24 protein-coding genes are annotated in these 19,309 nt (G+C 37.2%); 7 read left to right on the forward strand and 17 right to left on the reverse strand.

Annotation, left to right across the window (positions count from 1 at the left end; all coding sequences use genetic code 11):
- Window positions 1-136 precede the first annotated feature (136 nt).
- From B5D55_RS01560 to B5D55_RS01575, 4 genes are all read right to left on the reverse strand, one after another.
- Complete coding sequence (locus tag B5D55_RS01560) at window positions 137-451, reverse strand: (deoxy)nucleoside triphosphate pyrophosphohydrolase (RefSeq protein WP_200805264.1); 315 nt, start codon at window positions 449-451, stop codon at window positions 137-139.
- A gap of 191 nt (window positions 452-642) precedes the next feature.
- Window positions 643-1,101: a very short patch repair endonuclease gene (locus tag B5D55_RS01565; protein WP_078932217.1), complete on the reverse strand. Its 459-nt coding sequence runs from the start codon at window positions 1,099-1,101 to the stop codon at window positions 643-645.
- A 92-nt stretch (window positions 1,102-1,193) separates the two neighbouring features.
- Complete coding sequence (locus B5D55_RS01570) at window positions 1,194-4,202, reverse strand: UvrD-helicase domain-containing protein (protein ID WP_078932218.1); 3,009 nt, start codon at window positions 4,200-4,202, stop codon at window positions 1,194-1,196.
- Window positions 4,203-4,205: 3 nt separating this feature from the next.
- On the reverse strand, window positions 4,206-4,793 hold the full coding sequence (locus B5D55_RS01575; protein ID WP_078932219.1) for a hypothetical protein: 588 nt from the start codon (window positions 4,791-4,793) through the stop codon (window positions 4,206-4,208).
- A gap of 734 nt (window positions 4,794-5,527) precedes the next feature.
- Here B5D55_RS01575 and B5D55_RS01580 point away from each other — a divergent pair.
- From B5D55_RS01580 to B5D55_RS01590, 3 genes are all read left to right on the forward strand, one after another.
- Window positions 5,528-6,103, forward strand: coding sequence for a GNAT family N-acetyltransferase (locus B5D55_RS01580; protein WP_078932220.1), 576 nt, complete (start codon window positions 5,528-5,530; stop codon window positions 6,101-6,103).
- Window positions 6,104-6,183: 80 nt separating this feature from the next.
- Window positions 6,184-7,335 carry a Fic family protein gene (locus B5D55_RS01585; RefSeq protein ID WP_078932221.1) on the forward strand — a complete coding sequence of 384 codons (1,152 nt, stop codon included), beginning with the start codon at window positions 6,184-6,186 and terminating at the stop codon, window positions 7,333-7,335.
- A gap of 92 nt (window positions 7,336-7,427) precedes the next feature.
- On the forward strand, window positions 7,428-7,739 hold the full coding sequence (locus B5D55_RS01590) for an Rrf2 family transcriptional regulator (protein ID WP_143593125.1): 312 nt from the start codon (window positions 7,428-7,430) through the stop codon (window positions 7,737-7,739).
- Window position 7,740: 1 nt separating this feature from the next.
- Here B5D55_RS01590 and B5D55_RS01595 read toward each other — a convergent pair whose 3' ends face one another.
- Complete coding sequence (locus B5D55_RS01595; protein WP_078932223.1) at window positions 7,741-7,941, reverse strand: hypothetical protein; 201 nt, start codon at window positions 7,939-7,941, stop codon at window positions 7,741-7,743.
- A gap of 69 nt (window positions 7,942-8,010) precedes the next feature.
- On the opposite strand from B5D55_RS01595, the gene B5D55_RS01600 reads away from it, so the two are divergent.
- Window positions 8,011-8,484, forward strand: a complete 474-nt coding sequence (locus B5D55_RS01600; protein ID WP_078932224.1) for a YbaK/EbsC family protein — start codon at window positions 8,011-8,013, stop codon at window positions 8,482-8,484.
- A gap of 34 nt (window positions 8,485-8,518) precedes the next feature.
- Here the strand turns inward: B5D55_RS01600 and B5D55_RS01605 are convergent, their stop codons facing one another.
- The 10 genes from B5D55_RS01605 to B5D55_RS01650 all read right to left on the reverse strand — a co-directional run bounded on the left by B5D55_RS01605 (window position 8,519) and on the right by B5D55_RS01650 (window position 15,604).
- Window positions 8,519-8,932 carry a hypothetical protein gene (locus tag B5D55_RS01605; RefSeq protein ID WP_078932225.1) on the reverse strand — a complete coding sequence of 138 codons (414 nt, stop codon included), beginning with the start codon at window positions 8,930-8,932 and terminating at the stop codon, window positions 8,519-8,521.
- Window positions 8,933-8,982: 50 nt separating this feature from the next.
- Window positions 8,983-9,777 (reverse strand): hypothetical protein, encoded by a 795-nt coding sequence (locus tag B5D55_RS01610; protein ID WP_078932226.1) that lies wholly within the window; start codon window positions 9,775-9,777, stop codon window positions 8,983-8,985.
- 13 nt (window positions 9,778-9,790) lie between these two features.
- On the reverse strand, window positions 9,791-10,615 hold the full coding sequence (locus B5D55_RS01615; protein WP_078932227.1) for a hypothetical protein: 825 nt from the start codon (window positions 10,613-10,615) through the stop codon (window positions 9,791-9,793).
- A 141-nt stretch (window positions 10,616-10,756) separates the two neighbouring features.
- Window positions 10,757-11,329 (reverse strand): YqiA/YcfP family alpha/beta fold hydrolase, encoded by a 573-nt coding sequence (locus B5D55_RS01620; RefSeq protein WP_078932228.1) that lies wholly within the window; start codon window positions 11,327-11,329, stop codon window positions 10,757-10,759.
- A gap of 2 nt (window positions 11,330-11,331) precedes the next feature.
- Window positions 11,332-12,156, reverse strand: a complete 825-nt coding sequence (locus B5D55_RS01625; RefSeq protein ID WP_078932229.1) for a sigma-70 family RNA polymerase sigma factor — start codon at window positions 12,154-12,156, stop codon at window positions 11,332-11,334.
- A gap of 78 nt (window positions 12,157-12,234) precedes the next feature.
- Complete coding sequence (locus B5D55_RS01630) at window positions 12,235-12,582, reverse strand: hypothetical protein (protein WP_078932230.1); 348 nt, start codon at window positions 12,580-12,582, stop codon at window positions 12,235-12,237.
- A 24-nt stretch (window positions 12,583-12,606) separates the two neighbouring features.
- A complete protein-coding gene (locus B5D55_RS01635; RefSeq protein WP_078932231.1) occupies window positions 12,607-13,950 on the reverse strand; it encodes an SPFH domain-containing protein in 1,344 nt (447 codons plus the stop codon).
- Window positions 13,934-14,380, reverse strand: coding sequence for a hypothetical protein (locus tag B5D55_RS01640; protein WP_078932232.1), 447 nt, complete (start codon window positions 14,378-14,380; stop codon window positions 13,934-13,936). Before B5D55_RS01640 ends, B5D55_RS01635 begins: the two co-directional genes overlap by 17 nt.
- Window positions 14,381-14,382: 2 nt before the next feature.
- Window positions 14,383-15,147 carry a zinc ribbon domain-containing protein gene (locus B5D55_RS01645; protein WP_078932233.1) on the reverse strand — a complete coding sequence of 255 codons (765 nt, stop codon included), beginning with the start codon at window positions 15,145-15,147 and terminating at the stop codon, window positions 14,383-14,385.
- Window positions 15,148-15,172: 25 nt separating this feature from the next.
- Window positions 15,173-15,604, reverse strand: coding sequence for a hypothetical protein (locus B5D55_RS01650; RefSeq protein WP_078932234.1), 432 nt, complete (start codon window positions 15,602-15,604; stop codon window positions 15,173-15,175).
- A 163-nt stretch (window positions 15,605-15,767) separates the two neighbouring features.
- Between B5D55_RS01650 and B5D55_RS01655 the strand changes: the two genes are divergently transcribed.
- Genes B5D55_RS01655 through B5D55_RS01665 form a run of 3 tightly spaced genes read left to right on the forward strand, consistent with a single transcriptional unit; the run spans window position 15,768 to window position 18,073 of the window.
- A complete protein-coding gene (locus B5D55_RS01655; protein WP_159446122.1) occupies window positions 15,768-16,835 on the forward strand; it encodes a sensor histidine kinase in 1,068 nt (355 codons plus the stop codon).
- Window positions 16,801-17,484: a response regulator transcription factor gene (locus B5D55_RS01660; protein WP_078932236.1), complete on the forward strand. Its 684-nt coding sequence runs from the start codon at window positions 16,801-16,803 to the stop codon at window positions 17,482-17,484. The genes B5D55_RS01655 and B5D55_RS01660 overlap by 35 nt, the downstream gene beginning before the upstream one ends.
- Complete coding sequence (locus tag B5D55_RS01665; RefSeq protein ID WP_078932237.1) at window positions 17,474-18,073, forward strand: ECF transporter S component; 600 nt, start codon at window positions 17,474-17,476, stop codon at window positions 18,071-18,073. The genes B5D55_RS01660 and B5D55_RS01665 overlap by 11 nt, the downstream gene beginning before the upstream one ends.
- Before the next feature lie 146 nt (window positions 18,074-18,219).
- Here B5D55_RS01665 and B5D55_RS11935 read toward each other — a convergent pair whose 3' ends face one another.
- Together B5D55_RS11935 and B5D55_RS01670 are read right to left on the reverse strand one after the other, a co-directional pair.
- The gene (locus B5D55_RS11935) at window positions 18,220-18,354 is read right to left on the reverse strand and encodes a hypothetical protein (RefSeq protein ID WP_268811088.1); all 135 of its coding nucleotides are present in this window, start codon (window positions 18,352-18,354) and stop codon (window positions 18,220-18,222) included.
- A 156-nt stretch (window positions 18,355-18,510) separates the two neighbouring features.
- The gene (locus B5D55_RS01670) at window positions 18,511-19,149 is read right to left on the reverse strand and encodes a TetR/AcrR family transcriptional regulator (RefSeq protein WP_078932277.1); all 639 of its coding nucleotides are present in this window, start codon (window positions 19,147-19,149) and stop codon (window positions 18,511-18,513) included.
- Window positions 19,150-19,309 lie beyond the last annotated feature (160 nt).

Here is a 19,309-nt window from a genome sequence, read left to right on the forward strand (position 1 = left end):
TTCCGGGAGTTTTTTTTTACAAAAGTTCTTCGATTTTGGAAATGATATCTTCGTCAGCAGGAAGCCATTTTACGGAGTGCAGTTCCGACGCGGAAAGCCAGCGCGCGTTTTCGTGTTCAAGGAGCGTGAGAGTGCCTTAAATAATACTGCACGCAAAGCACTGCATTGAAAGATGGAACGAAGGATAGTCGTATTCCACTGAACAGATTTTTTTGCCGGCTGAAATTTCTGCTGTAAGTTCTTCGCGGATTTCGCGCACAAGGGCAGCTTCTGGCGTTTCGCCTTTTTCGATTTTTCCGCCGGGAAATTCCCACCAGCCTTTCCATTCGCCGTAGCAGCGCTGTGTTGCAAAAACCTGTTTTGTGCCGTCCGTGTCCGTGCGGAAGATGACGGCGGCTGATACGAAAATGTGCTTTTGCGGTTGATTTGAAGTCTGCTGATTTTCTGACATTGTTTGCCTCCGTAAAAATTATTATGGTCACGCAGATTAATCTTCCTGCAAGCGACCGGGGTTTTTAGGGGGTGTCCCCCCCTTAGGCGAAGGGGTAGTTCGTTCGCTATCGCTCACTACCGAGTTTTCTTCGAAAACTCGCATCAGGGCAACGGGTACGAATGAGCGGGTTTTCAGTAAGCTTCCTATATTTAATTGCCTTTGATTTCAAGATAGGGTTCCCATTCTTCGTCGAGCCACTGGATTATCCGGTCTTTTGTGCGTTCGATTTTCTGGTTTTTGTTTTTGCCGCGGATTGCACATTCCCAGACGATGCAGACGCGCCAGCACTGTTCCTGATAGTATTTGAGGTTTTCAGCGTCGCGCGCTTTGTTCCGCTGAAATTTTTTCTGCCAGAAACTCTGGTTTGATTTTGGGAAAACGAAATAGCGGCATCCTTCGTGGGCGTGCCAGAAACAGCCGTTTATAAAAATGACGGCATAGTAATGCGGAAGAATTATGTCCGGCTTTCCGGGGTAGCGTTTGTCGCAGATTCTGTACCTGAACCCTTCCTTGTGGAGTGCCTTTCTGATTGCTTTTTCGGGAGATGTGTCTTTTGAGCGGATGCAGGACATATTTTTATGGCGCTGCTGGGGATTCAGGGTGTCCATAGTTTTATGATACTATGAAAAACGGAGTTTGAATATTGCGGGGGACTGACCTTAGATATTGTTGTGCATGTCATGTGCTATTTTGTTATTTTTCACAACCATTTACCATTCTTATTTTTTTGTATCTGCTCCGTATATTCGCAATATGGATAATTCGTACAGCCGACAAACCAATGATTGTTTTTTCCTTTGCGTTTTACAAGAAAGCCACCGCAGGAAGGACATTTTTTAGGATTCAATAAAATTGTTGCATCTCGCAAAGAATATTTACATCTTGGAAAGTTCGAGCAACCAACAAAATATTTTCCTTCGTGCGATACTTTATAAAGAGTTCCACTTTTACAAAGCGGGCATTGCGTTTGTGCAGTCGTTTCAACTTTTTTTATTCCGATAAAACAGACAGAATTCGACTCTATAAATTCTTTAAAGAACGGAGATGGATTTTTATTGTCGGTCAAAACAAAAGTTCTATTCCGCGTTCTTGTAATAGCAACATAGAAAAGACGGCGTTCTTCTGCAAATTTGTAGTTTTCCGCATTCGTAAGAACAAGATTCAAAACTTTGTCGTCAGCAATCTGATTAGGGAAACCAAGCTTGTCGTTTTTAAAGTTCAGCAAAATGACATTATCTGCTTCCAAACCTTTTGATTTGTGAACAGAAAGAAAATCTATCTGTACTTCTGGAGCTGGTATATACTCAATGTATTCTTTCCGATTGTTCGTGTAGATTTTAAACAATCCTGATTTTTTCAAGATTTCTTTTTCATAGTTTGTTCTGCCAAGTATCAATATAGAAGAATTAACTCCAAATTCGGATATAATTTTATTAACAGCGAACTGCAACGTTTTGCAAGGATCTTCATTATATCCCCAAAATACAAGCGGGTAATCAAGATTTTTATCCGAATGTAAATCTTTTTTTAACTGCAATGGATTCTGCAAAACAAAATGAGAGGCTTCATCAATAAGGTTTTGTGAATTTCTGTAAGTTTTTTCGATTTTAAGAATTTTTGTATAACCAAAATATTTTTCAAAATCGGTAAAAAGTGAAATATCGCTTCCCGCAAAGCGATAAATTGCCTGCCAGTCATCGCCGACACAAAAAAGTTTTGCCTGCGATTTCTCTACAATTGCCTTTAATAAATTGAAGCGTGATTTTGAAATGTCTTGATATTCGTCTACAATTACATATTTGTAGGGAGTAATCTCACATCCTGTTTCTACTTTATCGGCGGCAAGATTTATCATGTCAGAAAAATCTATTGCATTCTGAGCAGAAAGATAATTCTGATATTCTGTGAGAATGACTTTGATTATATCCAAAAACAACGAAGTTCGTTCGCATAAAAAATCATTTGGTTCTGAATTACAATAATTTTTCTTCAATACTTCGATTTGCTCAATCTTGTAATTATTGGATTTAAAAAGATTGATAAAAGTACAGCACAGATTCATAAACTCTGAGAAATATTTGTTGCTTTTACTTGCATAGACTGTATTGAACACATCAGAAAAATCTCTCGGTTTTAATGTAATGCCATTGGCGGACAAGATTTCTTCAAGTTTTTTGAGCAGAACTCCTTCTGAACTGTAATATGAATATGTTTCAATTAGTTTTGTGTTGTGTTCTTCGTGAAAAGCACGCTTCCAGTAAATATCGTCCAGATATTTTTTCTCTTCTACTGGCGAAAGCCATGGAACGGTGAAATCTTTTGAAACCCCAAAATGCTCAAGATAAATGTCATAATCGCAAAGGTAAAAATCGGGGTGGTAAGCTTTCCTGTTTGGATCATTGCTTTCAAACGGATATAGTTTTTCATATTCGTATTTTATGCCGTTCATAAAAAGAAAGTTTGCGATTTTTGTTTCTTCAAGGCTCTTTACCTGCTCGTTGTTCAGAGTTTTAAATGCTTTTGCTTTTTCTGCTCCTGTTTCATGGATATATTTTTCCCTTTCATATTTTGATTTTAAGGTTTCAAGATCTGCGTTTTTTTCTTCTTCGTATAATTCGCCAAGAGAACTGTGTTTTTCCATATCCTCTGGAATTTCAAGAAAGTATGCAAAATATTCTGTAAGTGCCTTTACAATCTCGGGATGATTTACAATCTCGTTTTCAAAGAAATTGTGAATGAATTGCGTGAGGGCATTTTCGTCCGCAACTTCAGGTCTTTTGCCGTCTGCATTTTTTATAATATCAAGCCCAAGTTTGTGAAAAGTTGTGGCAACAGCAGGAATGTTAAGTTTGTTTTGTATTCGCTCTGTCATTTCCTCTGCGGATTTTTTTGTAAACGAAATCAAAAGAATTTCATTTGGGTTTATTTTTTTTACTTCGCAAAGATATTTTACTTTTGCTGAAATCGTAAGTGTTTTTCCGCTTCCTGCACCTGCAAGAACTAAAATTCTGTTTTCATCTGTTATAACTGCTGTTCGTTGTTGTTCGTCCAATGATTTGCCGTCAATATTTGAAAATAATGACTCGTATTTTGTTGATTCATTTTGAATGAACTGATTGTTGGCTGTTTCAAAATAATTGTGCAACGAATGATAGACTGTTTTGAACCGTTCAATTTCAGAAAACTCATCATCTTCTTTGCGAACATCTGCGGAAATTAATTTTTGATAGAGGGATTGCCATTTTTCGATAAAGGAAACGCTGTTTGAATGTGTAACATACTGCTTTTCAAGGTTAAAAAGTTCTGTATAGAAGTTTTCGACAGATTTTAAGATTTGTGAAAGAGTTTCCTTTCTTCTAATTTCTGCATTCAGACTGACAATTTCATTATGAAGATTTGAGTAAGTTTTTCTAAAATGCTCGATTTCTTCTGCAAAACCATCTTTCTTTGAGATGCGATATTTTGAAAGTTCGGAATAAAATGCTTGCCATTTTTCTGCAAATTCAGTTTCTGAAACCTCTGAGATATAGTGCTTCTTTAATTCAAAATATTCTGCAAAAAAGATTCTGATTTGTTCTTGAAAATAGGCAAGCTTTTCTTCAAGCTCCCTTTCCAATCGTTTTTTGCGTTTTGCATAAAGTATTGAGAAAAATATTGATAAAATGACGACAACAACCGCTATTGATATTAGCAGGGTAGATGAAATCATAAGTTAAAACACTTCGTCCTGCTCGTCTTCTACAGCACTTGCATTTTTAAAGTAGTAATACAAAACTAATTGACCTGTACCGTCATAAAATCCACTTGAAACAGTACATTCCAATGCAACTGATTTAAGTTCATCTGAAAGGGCAGAATTATATCCCCAAACAGCAGATAGTTCACGAGAACCTTCTCTTAGAGAATAAAACCAATACTCATCTTGTTGATGGTATGAATCGGAAGCGTTACTGTATTTATCTGTAACTTTTGGTTTCCCATATGTTTTTGCAATTCTGTCTTTAAGCGAGTTAAATGAATTTTTTAGTTCGGTGCCAAATTTGTTAGTTGTGATTGGAGAAGAAATTGCTCGTATTTGATATAATCCAGTTTTTTCATTTACATATACTGCATAACAATCAAATAATGGATGACTTTTAGTAGGTTTTATTAGATAAATATCGTCTTTTACCAAGGAAGGTTCTTCTTTGCATTGTTCGGTTATTTCTTCAACTGTCATTCCCATTTTTAGACCAAAAGGAGCGGCATATATAAAAGTCGAAATAATTCCAAAAATCATTACTAAAAATAATTTTCTCATTTTATCCTCCTGTGCCCCATTGCGAGCATCATCCTAACACAAATCACACATATCCTGTATAAATTTCTTATACAGTTTTTTGTCCGTATAAGATTCATAACGAGTTAGTTTCTTCTACTTTATTATAAATTATCAGATTTTTCTACGGATATCTCTAATCTTGCATTCTATCAATTGATTTCCGTGTGCAAAAATAAAAATTTATTGTTTTTTATGGCGTTCTATGTTATTATATAATAAAGAATTAGACTTTGTATTTTTGCAAAAATCTGTAAACAGTCTGTTTACAGGCTGTAAATAGACTGTTTACAACATGAAAACAGACTGTTTACAAGGCGTAAAAAGCCTGTTTTCCGAATATTTGTTCAAGATAAAGATAATTTTTGCTCAAGATGAAAATAAATTTTGTTCTTGATGAAATATTTTTTTGTCCGTGCATTTGGGCATGCTAATACGTTTTTGTCATCCCGAACTTGCAGCTTTTTTTCTAACTTTCACTTTTTATAGAAAATTCTCCCCAAAAATGTTAAACTTCAACTAAAAGTCAGGCAAAAAAAAACAAGCGGAGATTACAATGTTTCAAAAATCAATAATCTAAAAATATCTTGCAAAACTGATTATGGTTACTATATATCTGATGAAGCAAAAAATATTGATGAAGAAATATTTTTTTATTTACCAAAAGAATTGTTTATTCTAAGAGAAGACAAAATAAAAGATATTATTGAGAAAAAATGGAACTTTACACACAGCGTTTGATTTTACGGCGCTGGAACGAAAACGATGCTGAAAATTTATTTGAATACGCAAAAGACCCTGATGTCGGCCCGATTGCAGGTTGGCCGCCGCACAAAAGTGTTTCGGAAAGTCTTGAAGTTATAAAAAATATTTTGTGCTGTTCTGCGTGTTTTGCAATCTGCTTAAAGCCTCGCAATCTTGCAATCGGCTGTATTGAACTTAAGCTGAACGGAACTACTGATATGACTGACCGCGATGACGAATGTGAACTGGGGTTTTGGCTTGGAAAAAAGTTTTGGGGTCAGGGGATTATGAGCGAAGCCGGAGCTGAAATTATCCGCTATGGTTTTGAAAATTTACAGATGAAAAAAATCTGGTGCGCTTATTACGACGGAAACTTAAAATCAAAGCGGGTTCAGGAAAAACTCGGGTTTGTCTATCACAGCACATGCGATTCAGTCCCTGTTCCGCTGATGAACGAAACAAGAATCGGGCATAAGAATGTTCTTACAAGAGAGCTGTGGGAAGAAAATTTCCTGCACAATCCCCCATTAACACCTTGCGGAGAATAACTTTCTAATCTCCGCAAAAAATAGGTAAAATATGCGGAGAATAACTTGATAATCTCCGCAAGGAATGTTATTCTTCTGGTATGGCTTATTTATGGCAAAATGCAGGCTGGCCGGATTTTTTCTGGGATAATTCAAAGCTCTTGAATCCGCTTCTGGAACTTCATTCCAATCAGGGAATTCTGGAAGGGCAGATGCGGCTTATGGGATTTTCCGTTCAGTCTGAATCGGCTATAAACAGGTTTACTCAGGAAATCAAGAATTCGTTTGAAATCGAAGGCGTAAATCTTGATGAGTCAAGCCTGCGTTCTTCTGTTGCACGAACTTTGGGGTTGGAAAATATTATTCTTGCAAAAGGCGGTCAGCTTGACAAAAACCGGCCGCATATAAATTCGATTGTCGAAGTAATAACGGATGCCGTTCATAACTGCAATGCGCCGCTCTCTCAGGAGAGGCTTTTCAGCTGGCACAAAAAACTGTTCGGAAATCCGTCGGGAAACGAAAGTTTTAACGGGCTTTACAAAATTCACGTAGGGGAATATCGGACTGACTGCAACGGACCTATGCGCGTCATAAGCGGTTTTGGCAGGAACGAGCAGGTTCACTTTGAAGCGCCGCCTGCCGGAATTCTGCAAAAAGAAATGGCGCGGTTTTTTGACTGGTTCAATTTTGACTCGGAGGAACAGAATTTGAGTTCCGTAATAAAGAGCGCGGTTGCACATTTGTATTTTGTGGAGCTTCACCCGTTTGAGGACGGAAACGGCCGCCTTGCCAGAGTGATTGCGGATATGGCACTTTGCCGCGGTGATAAAAATTCAGCGCATACAGACCATCTTTACAGTATGAGTTCTCAGTTGTGCCGGGAGCGAAAAGAATATTACGAAATGCTCCATTATATAGAAACGAGCGGTTCGCTTGACATAACTCAGTGGCTTTTGTGGTATTCCGGCTGTATGAACCGTGCGGTTCTGTCTGTTATTTCGGAACTTGAACAGACTCAAAAGCGCAGGGAATTCTGGGCAAAAGCTGATTCGTTCGGAATAAATGAACGCCAGCGGAAAATTCTTGGAATGCTGCTGAATGATTTTGAAGGAAATTTGACTTCGCAAAAATATGCAAAAATCTGCAAGTGCTCGCAGGATACGGCAAACCGCGATATAAGCAGGCTTATCAAAGCAGACATTCTTGCAAAAACAGAAGCCGGCGGAAGAAGCACGTGCTATAAATTGAAATAATGTGAATAATGTTTGTGCAATTCCATAAACGTAAAAACGGACAAAGAACTCCGTCTTATAGAAAAAATCCCTCTTCTGCAATAAATATCACTATGAAACTTTTAATTGTAATTGATATGCAGAACGATTTTATTGACGGAGCACTTGGAACAAAAGCTGGTGTTGGCGGTTCCAGCCTTTCAAAGAAAACCGAAGAAATTACCCTTTTGGATGTCTACAAGGCAGTGAGCGAAGAAGAAGATACTGACCGTTCTGTGTTCAATTTTCACTCAAACCCAAATCCAAAATGCCCTGTTGGAAGCAAGATTCATGCAGTTCTAGACCAACCATTAGATAATGCCCAAAAGGCTTTGGAAGAAGAATTGAAAAAAACAACAATTAAGGATTTGATGGGAAAGCTATAATCTAGTGTCCTATCATCGTATTTGCCCGGTATTCTGCATTCAGCTGGGAAATCTCTTTTTTACCGTCTATATACTGCTGATAGTCAATTTCCATGCCGCCACAGGCACAGCACATGGAACAGTCGCTTCCGCAGCCAAGAGCATCGGCAACGATTTTTTCTCGTTCTTCCTTTGTTGTGTCTTTTATCAAAATACTTCTCATTGACTGCCAGCCCCCTTGATTGTATTATAAACCAATCTGAGTAATAGGTAAACAAGGATATTTAGATATATGATAAATAAAAAAGTTTTAGAATTCCTCAAAGCTAAGGGATACGCAGACAGACTTACAGAACACAAAGAAACAATCGACACCGTAGAACATGCAGCACAGCAGATTGGCTGTTCTGAGGCAGAGATTGCAAAGACACTCTCATTTATTGTGGATGAAAAACCTGTTATCGTGGTAATGGCAGGTGACGGCCTTGTAAACTACTCAAAGTTTAAGGCACAGTTTCACGTAAAGCCCAGCATGATTGCCCGCGACCAGGTTGAAGCAATTACCGGCTTTGCTCCCGGCGGAGTCTGTCCTTTCAATGTTCCAAAAGAAATCCCCGTATGGCTCGATGTTTCAATGAAGAGATTTGAATATGTTCATCCAGCAGGCGGAAACTCATTTACTTCGGTAAAACTAACTCCCTCCGAACTGGAAGAAGTATCAGGCGCCACCGGCTGGTGTTATGTCTGTAAGGGCTGGAAAGAATAGATTCGGACTTGGAGTTTCCGCATTTGATCTTTTGCTAACTTATCAATGCAAAAGTATCTGCTACAAGTTTTACAAAAGCTTTTGTCTGCTCATCTTCAGTATGCTCAAAATTAAGTATAAAACCTTCAGTTTGCAGCTTATACCTTTCAAGTTCTGTTTTTTCAAATTCTGTTTTAACCGGAATAATTGTATTTACTTGAGCTTTTTTTCTTAGATCCATTAAACTAAAAGCAACAGATTTTGAATATCTTTTAAGATATCTCTTTGCTTCAGGTGACAAACTTGGATTGTATTTTATTGGCTTATTTTTCTTATATGCTTTTCTAAAACCTTCCCAAATCTTGATCATTTGGTTAGCTTCTGAATTGAACAATCTGTAATCCATGTCTCCTGGCAAAATAGTTCTAATAAACTCTTCAGCAAGTTTCAATTGTTCTAACTTAGCCATATTATCCTCCCATAAAAAGTCAAGAAGATTGTTTCAACAATCGATTGACTTTATCGTATAACGACCGGCAATTTATCTTTTACAGATATTTTTAAAGGTAAAGTATCATTTATGATACGCTGGGATTGACTAACAAGACTTAAAGTTTTTTCCAGGAGTTCTGGATTTTCGATATAACATTTCTGCCCGAATATTGCAGTAATAATACACATTGCCTTTTGCTTTAAGTTCTCATTTTCGATTGCGTCTTGAGTTTCATCCCCTACTTTGTTATAACCATCTGACATAATTTGTTCATTATAAGAATCTAAATCGCTTTTATAATTTGAATAGGCAGAACTAAGAGCTTCTAATATTTCTGTTTTAACATCTTTAAAAAACAATATATAATCAAGAAAAGATTGTAACTCTTCTATAAACCTAGATAAGCTTTCATTGAGGTTTGATACTTTAAATCTATAAACTTGATTTTTCTGATTTCTGATATTAGAAAGTAATTCTTCTAAAGTTCCTGTCATTTCGTTTATTTCATCATCAGAAACTGAGAGCTTATTTTCGTAATATAGAGCTTTCAATACTTTTATTGCAGCTTTAGTATTCTCACCTAATACCGTAAAGATACCATAGTTTACTTTCAATAATGCAGCTGGTTCAATTTGTCTGTATTCATTAATGAATATTCGAATAATATCCGGGAAATGATTTTTTTCATATTCTTTTTGTTCATAAGAATTGAGTACATAATCATAATAAGTCTTCGAATTTATAAGAATTTCCAATAGATAGTTGATTCTTTCTAAACCAGTGTAACCACTTAATTCGTGTAATTGAAAATTATCTAACATAATCAATCGCTCCTTATAAAACTCCGTGTTCAGAGGCGGTGCAGAAAGTACCTTCTTTTATTTTTTCCACACTAATTTTCAGGCTTCTTGCAACTCTTTTTCTACGATCGTCCTTTACTTTTTTATACAGAGGAAATGCGTCTTCTAAAATCCCGTTTTCAATTTTTTGAGCAAGCTTCCAGAGTTTTTTTATCTGTTGTACGACTGCATCCTTTTCCGGAGTTCGTTTAACTTCGAGAATTTCATCATAATATTCATTAGGCGGAGCACCAAAAATACTATTTCCGGTAATAAGCTTTTTGCCAAACCGTATGCTCGCCTCATTGTATATACGATCGTCATAGGGATCATTTAATCGGTCTGAAAGGGAATCTATCTCTTCCTGATTTTCCCTATAAAATTCCTGGAGCTTTGTTACTACAGAAAGTTCCTTACCGTAGACTATGTCTTTCCGCTCCCCTTTATATTTTTTCCCTTTATATGTCTCTCTGGGAAGAAGTATTTTTCGGTATAGACCGTTGTCATAGACTCGTATTATAAATTCTCCACCTTCTACTAACCCCTTAAGCCGCCGTTCATAGATGACTTCAAAAAGATCATCCTTTACACTTTCGATTTTTCCTTCCTTAATAGCAGTTGCCTTTTCCAATCGGGTTTCATTGACAATCTTAATACATTCGGAACAGCAGCGTTTGTTTTCTCCAAAGGCCATTTTTTCCTCTTCAGCTGTCCAGATGCCCCAGGTTGAATTACCATAGTCTGTGTATTCTTTTCCGCAGATGCAGCAATTTCCTGTTTCCGTAATATGACCTAATCTATCGTATTCTTCTTTAGTCATGATGTCACCTCTTATATTTCCAATACAAAAAAGCAGAGCTTATACCAATTTGCACAGGCTGAAATTCTCCACAGTCTGCACTTCTCTAAGCCCTGCAATTTTTTAATCAATACATTCATCACAACAGCTGTTTATCTGTCTTTAAAAATACTTTTCTGCCTGCTTTAAACCATCAGCTAAATACTCTTCTTCAATACTGTGATGCCCCTTTATTAAAATGCTGTTTTGATAAAAATCTTCTTTATATTGGAATAATTTATCAAATGAATCTTTGAAATGAAATAATTCATCGTCCTTTGCAAAAATGCCAAAACTTCTTCTTTTTTGTTCTTCTGGAATGTCTTTATATTTTTCCATTTCACGAAAGTCTGCCAATACTTTATCTGAAAGAATTATGGGATTACCAGTTGACCGGTCTCTAAGTTTTGGAATCTCAATAGAAGGATATAAACACGGATTTATTACAAGTTTGTCTATTATCTCTTCATATTGAAGAACATAAAAAGCTCCAAGGGAGGCTCCAATTAACAAATCAACTTTTTCACTCTTACAATAGTCCCTGATAAGACACTGAGTTTTTTTTACATCAGTGTGCAAATCTGGAAAAGGTATTGAATGAATGTTCCATTTTGTGAGAGTCTTTTTTAGCGTTTCAAAAGTTCCGCCCTTTGGATTTCCCATAAAGCCGTGAATGTACAAAGCGTTTTTCTTCATAATTATTTCTCTATATAATCGCGTAATGATAATCCCCGACGACGATTTCTTAATCTTTTCAATGCTTTTTTTTCTATTTCTGCTATTCTTTCAGCAGATGCTTTCTGAAACCACTCATATTCTTTCTTAAACTGCTCAAGTTCTTCCGGAGTCATATTTTCAAAATCAGGATAATCTCTCAGCCTCAATACCTCCATCTGCAAAGGCTCAAGATTGATTTGTTCCATAAGCTTACCTGAAATCCATATTTGAAAGAGGGAGGTATAGACAGTTGCAAAGCTTCTTATTTCAAATTTTGCAAAATAGCCCATTTGCTTCATATCATCTGTTTTCAGGTCGATGGAATTTTGCCCGATAAAACTTGTTAACTTTTTATTAGAAAGAATCATTTTTCCAGAGTCTTGATTCTGCCTGCAACTTACCCTAATAAATGCCTTCTCAAAATTTACAGCAAAAACCGTGGTAAAATAATACTGCGGATCATGACGAATTAGCCCAAGGTTATCAGACCTCTTGTCTGTAAATAAAAAGAACCTTTCTCCATTCAGCATGGAAGAATAGACTTTATCCTCGCTGTTGATTTTTCCTGAGCCGCTATTGCTGTCAACAAGGCTTTCAAATTCTTCCGTAATATTCACTTCCTGAATTTTAAAAGAACAGTTGCTTATGTTTTCTATTTCCGGAGAACACAGGGTTTCTCTAAGAACATCAGAAAGGAAATCCTTAAAGAGTTCATTTTTCTTTTGCCTGTCCTCAACCGGATGAACCTTATCCTGTAAAAGGTTTTCCTGATTAGAAAAATCTAAAGAAGTATTTGAATCTGACATAATTTTTACCCCCTATATAATAAATACAAGAAAGGTGTTTTTTTTAAGTAAAATTCTTTAAAAAAATGCAATTTTTTTTTACTGCCGGCTTTTTATGATTTCATAGGTTGATACAGCATAAATCAAAAGCAGAATTCCATTGATAATTATATATGGAGCAAGTTTTATTTTCGTAAATGTAAATACGAGGTTCGAAATTAAAAAGACTACAAAAAAGATTGAAGACAGAGCCTGTATATTAATTCCACCCGCTCTGCCCTTTGTCGAAACTGCCAGTATTCCGATTAAAGAAAGAGCCATGCAGATTCCGCTCCCAAATGTTATAAGCCAGACAAAGCCTTCTCCTGAATTTATGGCGTAAAAACCATAACCAATTAATCCCGCAATCAAAACTGCAATTACTGATAAAAATACATTAAACTTCATTTTTTTCCCCTATTGATTGATTAATTAAAGCTGTGGTGGCACTGGAGGAACAGACGGAACCGAGCCCGCAAACAGACCTGCAAGTTCTGGAATACTTCCCGCTGCCTGCCAGTTTGCCATTCCACTTTTCCAGACAAGACTCTCTTTTGTAAACTGACCATTCGCCGCCATTGTAGATAAAACAGAAATTGTGTAAGGACCTGTCGAAGTCCCGTTTACAGCCAGATGATAACTGTCATTTCCCGGAACCGGCGGTACATTCTGAGCCTGTGGCGGCACCTGCTGATTCATTCCGTTCATCATGCCGCCAACCATACCTGCCATGTTCTGCCCAATTGCGCTTCCCATTGCCATTCCTGCCATCATTCCTGCCGGGTTCATTCCACCGCCATTTCCAAGATTGATTCCCATAGCACCGTTTGCACCCATTTTGCCAAAAGCATTTGCGCCCGCAATTCCAACCTCTGCCTGTTTTTCAAGCTGGAACGCAGAAAGATTTGCAGTTTCATTCTGAAGACGCTGTGCCTGAGCCATGCTTTCACGCTGAATGCGCAGGGTTTCTTCCATGTTTGTGAGGTTTGCATTGGTCTGACGCTGAATTGTCTGACTTGTAATATCCTGAGTAACGGCTTTGAGATTGTGGTATCCATCAGAAGTTTTATCAATATCGATTGCATCTATATCAACTGAACTTACTGTTACACCAAACTCATTCTGTAAACGTTTTTTTAGAGATTCTTCAACTACATCGTTAATTTCTGTAAGTTTACGCTCAAGCTGAATTACAGGAATTCCTTTTTCTGCCGGAATATTTGAGACAACGCCCTTTACATATTTTGTTACAGCAGATTTTATCTGAGATTTAAAATCTTCCAGGTCAAAATTTATCAGACGATGAAGTTTAATGAACTCCTTGTAATCTGTGATTTTAAACCGAATGTCTCCTCGAACAGCCACAGGAACTGCATAATCAAGAAAACGGGGATCTGCAACATCAAAAAATGGAACGGCAAATCTTGTTTGAATCAGACCTGCAAGATTGATAAAGTAGATTTCTGCCTGAAAAGGACTTGCCCCGCCAAAAGCCGCCCCTACAATACCTGAAAGAACTGGGAAGTTTCCTGTTTTTATTGTCTGATCAAAAGGACCTTCAATAAAATCTTGATTACCCTTTTCTCCCGGATATACAAAAACCGCAACTTCGCCGTCCTTTACCCTAAGGCTTGAACCATAGCGGATTGCATTTTCTTTTTTAGTTGAATTTACATCCTCTCCAACCGGCCGCCATTTCCAGATTAAATATTCTTTTTCATCACAGCGGATTACATCCATCAATCCGCCTTCGTTTTTTTTATTGAACAAGCCCATTAGTTTTTTCCTCAACAAATATAGATAAATCATTAGTAAACTTTTCTTTTATATCGTTTTTTAAAACATTAAATCTATGATTAGAAGCTTTAGTGTCGTATTCACGAACAAAATTCATTTCAACAGAAGGTACGATATAAATATCAGGGATTACTGTTATATCTTCAAACTTGCCTTTATAATCCACGAAAATATAGTAATGATTTTTATCTTTTAAATTCTCTTTATATTTTTTATTCAAAGGGAAAGAATTTGAACCACCCTTTACATCAATAGTTAAAGCTTCGCTTCCCTTTTGAACTATAATGTCTACCTTTTTTGTGTTTCCAAATGACATAAATGCATTTGCTCCAACTCTTTGAAGAAGGCTAAGTACATAAAGTTCAGATGCAAAACCGGTTCTTTGAGCGTCTTTTCGATTCTTCTTCATAATTATCTAATCTTATACTCCTTTTTTATCAGTTTGATTTGTTCTTGAGCATTTTTATCATTCATAAAGACAAGTTTTGATTTAGTAAGAGTCTGACGGATTTTTGTTTTCCAAACTTTATTCCATAATGCTGTCTTTTTACCTTCCTTTGTAAACATATTGCTTCCAGGCTGAATTTGAGAACAGGAAAGCATCAAAAATTCGATTACCGATTCTTTTGTGTTTGGAACTATAAATGTTTCAATTAAATTCCGCTTTTTTTGTTCTTCCTGGGTTAATGGCGGGCGCATAATTACACCAATAAAAATTAAAATGAAACCTCCTAGAAAAAGAGGACTTCCAGAATCCATATGTAATTCTTCTGGGGTAATTCCAAAAAGAAACATTCCTGCTGCTAACACAAACAAAAGTATTTTTCCTATTCCAAAATACTCTTTTTTATCTCTATCATCACTTGATTCATATCCTCCTGATAAATCTGATAAGCGATTAAAAAAATCTTTCACAGAACTCTCAACTTTTCTTCCTGAAAGTTCTCGATTACACTCTGGGCAAGTTATAGCAAAAGAATCAGAAATCCTTGCATTACACCATGGACACCTCTTCTCAACTCCTACATAGGTAACCTTTCTTTTTGTGTCATCTGCAACATTCTCATTTATTCCAGGGATTGGCGGAGTCTGTGTTCCAGAAATCGGAGCTCCGCATGTATCACAAAACTTTGCATCATCATTTAACTGCTTACCGCAGTTTGTACAAAACTTCATTTTTCCACCTCAATTTTCAAAAAAATTACTTCTTCTTTCCAAATATGCCAAAGCCTTTAGAAATGCCGGCAAACGACTTTTTCATCTGATCTGCAAGCTGATTTTTCATTTCATTCATAGGCTCGGCCATCGTATCTTTTACCATATCTCCCATTTCTGAAAAGGCATCTTTTATTGGAGCGGCAATGTCTTCTTTAATCTGTTCTGTTGCAGTAAGCTGACCATTTGCTTTTCTGTTTTCATAATCTTCTTTTTTTTCTGCCGCAGCTTTTTCTGCGAGGCTCTTACATTTTGCCGAGCAGTAATGTTTGGTCGAAAGACTTACAACGCGCTTTACAATACCAAATCCCATCTGCTCAACAAATCCGCCGTTCATATCATTTTTAATATAAGCGCCACACCAATCACAATAAATATCACCTGTCTGAGATGTTTTCATTTTGTTTAAGAAACCCATAATTCACCTTCCAATGCTTTGATTTTTTTCGTTCCCTTCGGAATGCCTTCAATTCTACCACATGGCCTAAAAATTCCTTTGAGAAAACTTCCTAATAAAAATGGCAAATTTTTTAGGAAAATTTCCCAAAGATAAAATTGCGATTTGTTGTATACTGACAGACATGGATAAAAAGCAAGCTGCCGGCTCTGGATTTAAAATTAAAACCCTCTTTAAAATTGAGTTTATTTTCATTTATATTGCCGTACTGAACTTTGGATTTTCCATCGTCTGCAAAACTTACACAAATAAAAAGATTGCCAATCTGAATTCCCAGATGATTAAGATTCAACTGGAAGAAAACAGCGGCATTTTTAATCATCAGAATCTGATTCAAAAACTGGAGTATGATTACGAGCCTTTCACCTATTTTGATTCCGGACTTAAGGCCGAACTTTCTCAAATCCTTACCTTTCTGGGCGAAAACAAAAGCACGATTGAACCAATCATCACTTTCCAGAATCACATGCACCAGACAGAAAGCCGCCTCAACTTTGGCTACGATTCCCTTCTCTACTGCTCGCTGATTCTGATTGCTATTGCAGTGTATTTGATTGCAGAAAAATATTTTAAAAACAAAATTGATTTTCAGCGGCTCAAGGTGATGAACGAGGAACAGTCTAAAATAAGCCGCAACCTTCACGACGGAGTTGCCCAGGATCTTGCCGCCTTAAAGCTCTATCTTGAAAAAGAAGACCTTCCAAAGTCAAAGTTTTACGCTCAGCAGGCTTTTAACGAAGTGCGCTATATGATTGGAGCAACGCACTTAGATTTGAATCAGAGTTTTGAAGAAATCGTAAGAAAGATGGCGGCGACTCTTGAGGCCAACTATAATATTTCTACAAAGGTTTATGTCGGCTCCACAAAGATTCAGAATCTTAACGAAAATATTCAGGTTGAGCTGATACGAATTTTGCAGGAATCCCTTTCCAATATTTCCCGCCACGCAAATGCCAGCAATGTGGAAATCCGTTTTGTAGACGGCATCGACGATTTTAAATTCATCATAAAAGATGACGGAAAAGGCTTTAGCGAAGAAGAAGTGACAGAGAAAAATTCCAAGGGCGGACGCCAGCATTACGGAGTTTCAAACATTAAGGAACGCGTTGAACTTTTGGGCGGTACGGTAGATTTTATTCACGAAGGAGGAACAACAATTGCAATCACAATTAAAGATTCTGTTTGTAGATGATCATGTAGGACTGCGGGACGGAATGAAAGAGATGCTGAAAAGCAAAAATCCGGATTTTAATTTTGTCAGTGCAAGCGATTACGAAACTGCCCTTGAAGCATTAAAGAATAATCCTGACCTTCAGATTGCAATCCTTGATTTGAATCTTGACGGAAAAAGCGGGCTGGAAATAATTCCTGAAATCAAAAAAATCAACTCCTCTATTTCCATCATGATTTATACGATGTTTAATGATGTGATTCATGTTCAAAATGCCCTGCTTAACGGCGTTCAAGGCTACGTTACAAAAGACGCCACAATTGATGAAGTTGCGCTTGCAATCACAACGATTTCAAAAGGCAATTCCTACTACAACAAGGCGGCCACAGAAATAATGCAGTCGCTCCTGACAAAAAAAGGACGTGCCAACGACATTACCAATGATTTGAGCTATCTTTTTGACAATTACAAAGACCTCTCTGCCAAAGAGCGGGAAATTTTCATCCTGCTGTCTCAAAATATGGAAATCATCGACATTGCAAGAAAACTCGGTAAGTCAGAGAAAACTGTAATCAATCAGCGGACGGCGGTTTACTCAAAGCTGGATATAAAAGACCGGCACGATTTACTGGAAAAAGCAAAGCTTCTGGGACTAATCTATGACAAATAAAAAATCCTATTCTTCTGTTTCCCAAATAATTTTCATTGTCCTCTTTACTGCCTCTTCAATCGGAATAAACTATCTGGGTGACCTTCTTGCAGGTCTGATTGCATTTCCCCTCTATCTTGATTCCGTGATGACCATTGCAGTAACTGCCTTGTGCGGACTTATTCCGGGTTTAATCTGTGCCGTTGCTTCAAACCTGCTTTTATACATTTTTGCAAACACAGGAATCATTTTTATGCCCTGCCACATTTCTACAGCCGTAATTGCATATTTTGTTTTCCGCGCAGAAAGAAAAAATCATCCTAAGGAAAAATTGCTTTCCTCTTCCAGCTTTATGTGGGCAGGTTTCTTTGCAGCTCTTTCAAACTCAATTCTGGGAGACACAATGAGCGCACTTTTTTATAAAGCAAACACCTCAATTCCTCAGGTTGATAACGCAGTTCAGGGAATTTATGTAGTTATCCGCAATCTGAATGTCGCAGCATACATCGGCGGAACTCTAACAAATCTTGTTGATAAAATCATCAGTGCCGCAATCTGCTATGCAGTTTACCGGCTGATTTTAAGAATCACGAAAAATACTTTTCATTGACCAGGTTGAAGCAATTACCGGCTGGTATGATGTCTGCAAAGGCTGAGAAGAATAAAAAACAGTCAGATTTTACATCTTTGCAATCTTCCGCGAAGTAAAGCAATGTATCTGATCATTTTAATATCCGCCTTTTGTGGATGCCATTGTTAGCGATAAACAAATGGATAGTCTTTATAGCTGATAAAGTACTCTTTATCATTTGTTAAGATCCAGATTCCAAAAGGAGAAATATTTGTAACCTCTGTTTTAGTTGCAACCAAAGTGCTTGTTCCAGTCTGCATTAATTTCCTCCTTTCGTTTCTGTCCCTCAACAAATACTGTTCGGAAAGTTTGAGACGGAGGAGCAGAAAGCAGCTGATTCTCATGACTTTTTCACTGAAATTGCGAACAAATCTTGACACTATCTATTTTGGAAGGATTTTTAGTTTATCCTTTGTCTATTCTTTCCACGCCAGGCGCATTTTAAGAAAATCCTTCATATCCTTGTAAAAGTCCATTGGCGGCGGAGTAATGTTAATCTGTTTGAGAGCTTCCTGAATCAGAGGATTTTTGTAGCAGCAGACTGCATTTGCCGACGCATAAAAAAGTACATCCATCTGGATTTTGTAGGCCGTATCCTGCGTAGTGCCAAGCATCTGAGCAAGCCTGTCCCGGAAGGCGTTTGCCAGGTCGTAATATTTTCTTTTGAAAATTGCAAGGCGTTCCACTGTAACATTTGTTTCTATCACCGGGTTAAGATAGGAAACATAGCGCATGTAATCTTGATTTGCGTTGACGATTCCAGCCCAGACTTCCGCAATCACTTCTGTTGTAAAATTGTTGTCCTCTGGAAAAGCCGAAAGCAGGGAGTTATAGTAAGCTGCCATTTTTTCTGCGCAGATTTCCAGAAAAATTTCTTCTTTTGTTGTAACGTATTTATAAAGGTTGGCACGAGACCAGCCAAGTTTTTCTGCAATCGTGGTAAGTGTAATCTCTGAATAGGGAAGGGCTGAAAAAAGTTCTGCCGTTGCTTCTTTTATTTGAGAAAGTCGCTCTTCTTTATGCTCATCGCTTCTTGCGCGAATATAATCTGCCATAAAAAAATGATAGCACAAAAAGAGAATTTTCACAATAAGCAACTTTTTGTCACTAAAACCGCATTTTAGTATTGACTAGTTACTTTTTATGTCGTATTCTTTGGTTAAGTAACATAATGTTACTAAAAAAGAACAAAAGTGGAGGCAGGAAATATGTGGG

It is taken from the genome of Treponema porcinum, assembly GCF_900167145.1.
GTDB lineage: Bacteria > Spirochaetota > Spirochaetia > Treponematales > Treponemataceae > Treponema_D > Treponema_D porcinum.

Bases quoted from the DNA above. Each gene is read 5' to 3' on its own strand.
- B5D55_RS01560 (WP_200805264.1), bottom strand. From the start codon at position 451: ATGTCAGAAAATCAGCAGACTTCAAATCAACCGCAAAAGCACATTTTC.
- B5D55_RS01565 (WP_078932217.1), bottom strand. From the start codon at position 1,101: ATGGACACCCTGAATCCCCAGCAGCGCCATAAAAATATGTCCTGCATC.
- B5D55_RS01570 (WP_078932218.1), bottom strand. From the start codon at position 4,202: ATGATTTCATCTACCCTGCTAATATCAATAGCGGTTGTTGTCGTCATT.
- B5D55_RS01575 (WP_078932219.1), bottom strand. From the start codon at position 4,793: ATGAGAAAATTATTTTTAGTAATGATTTTTGGAATTATTTCGACTTTT.
- B5D55_RS01580 (WP_078932220.1), top strand. From the start codon at position 5,528: ATGGAACTTTACACACAGCGTTTGATTTTACGGCGCTGGAACGAAAAC.
- B5D55_RS01585 (WP_078932221.1), top strand. From the start codon at position 6,184: ATGGCTTATTTATGGCAAAATGCAGGCTGGCCGGATTTTTTCTGGGAT.
- B5D55_RS01590 (WP_143593125.1), top strand. From the start codon at position 7,428: ATGAAACTTTTAATTGTAATTGATATGCAGAACGATTTTATTGACGGA.
- B5D55_RS01595 (WP_078932223.1), bottom strand. From the start codon at position 7,941: ATGAGAAGTATTTTGATAAAAGACACAACAAAGGAAGAACGAGAAAAA.
- B5D55_RS01600 (WP_078932224.1), top strand. From the start codon at position 8,011: ATGATAAATAAAAAAGTTTTAGAATTCCTCAAAGCTAAGGGATACGCA.
- B5D55_RS01605 (WP_078932225.1), bottom strand. From the start codon at position 8,932: ATGGCTAAGTTAGAACAATTGAAACTTGCTGAAGAGTTTATTAGAACT.
- B5D55_RS01610 (WP_078932226.1), bottom strand. From the start codon at position 9,777: ATGTTAGATAATTTTCAATTACACGAATTAAGTGGTTACACTGGTTTA.
- B5D55_RS01615 (WP_078932227.1), bottom strand. From the start codon at position 10,615: ATGACTAAAGAAGAATACGATAGATTAGGTCATATTACGGAAACAGGA.
- B5D55_RS01620 (WP_078932228.1), bottom strand. From the start codon at position 11,329: ATGAAGAAAAACGCTTTGTACATTCACGGCTTTATGGGAAATCCAAAG.
- B5D55_RS01625 (WP_078932229.1), bottom strand. From the start codon at position 12,156: ATGTCAGATTCAAATACTTCTTTAGATTTTTCTAATCAGGAAAACCTT.
- B5D55_RS01630 (WP_078932230.1), bottom strand. From the start codon at position 12,582: ATGAAGTTTAATGTATTTTTATCAGTAATTGCAGTTTTGATTGCGGGA.
- B5D55_RS01635 (WP_078932231.1), bottom strand. From the start codon at position 13,950: ATGGGCTTGTTCAATAAAAAAAACGAAGGCGGATTGATGGATGTAATC.
- B5D55_RS01640 (WP_078932232.1), bottom strand. From the start codon at position 14,380: ATGAAGAAGAATCGAAAAGACGCTCAAAGAACCGGTTTTGCATCTGAA.
- B5D55_RS01645 (WP_078932233.1), bottom strand. From the start codon at position 15,147: ATGAAGTTTTGTACAAACTGCGGTAAGCAGTTAAATGATGATGCAAAG.
- B5D55_RS01650 (WP_078932234.1), bottom strand. From the start codon at position 15,604: ATGGGTTTCTTAAACAAAATGAAAACATCTCAGACAGGTGATATTTAT.
- B5D55_RS01655 (WP_159446122.1), top strand. From the start codon at position 15,768: ATGGATAAAAAGCAAGCTGCCGGCTCTGGATTTAAAATTAAAACCCTC.
- B5D55_RS01665 (WP_078932237.1), top strand. From the start codon at position 17,474: ATGACAAATAAAAAATCCTATTCTTCTGTTTCCCAAATAATTTTCATT.
- B5D55_RS11935 (WP_268811088.1), bottom strand. From the start codon at position 18,354: ATGCAGACTGGAACAAGCACTTTGGTTGCAACTAAAACAGAGGTTACA.
- B5D55_RS01670 (WP_078932277.1), bottom strand. From the start codon at position 19,149: ATGGCAGATTATATTCGCGCAAGAAGCGATGAGCATAAAGAAGAGCGA.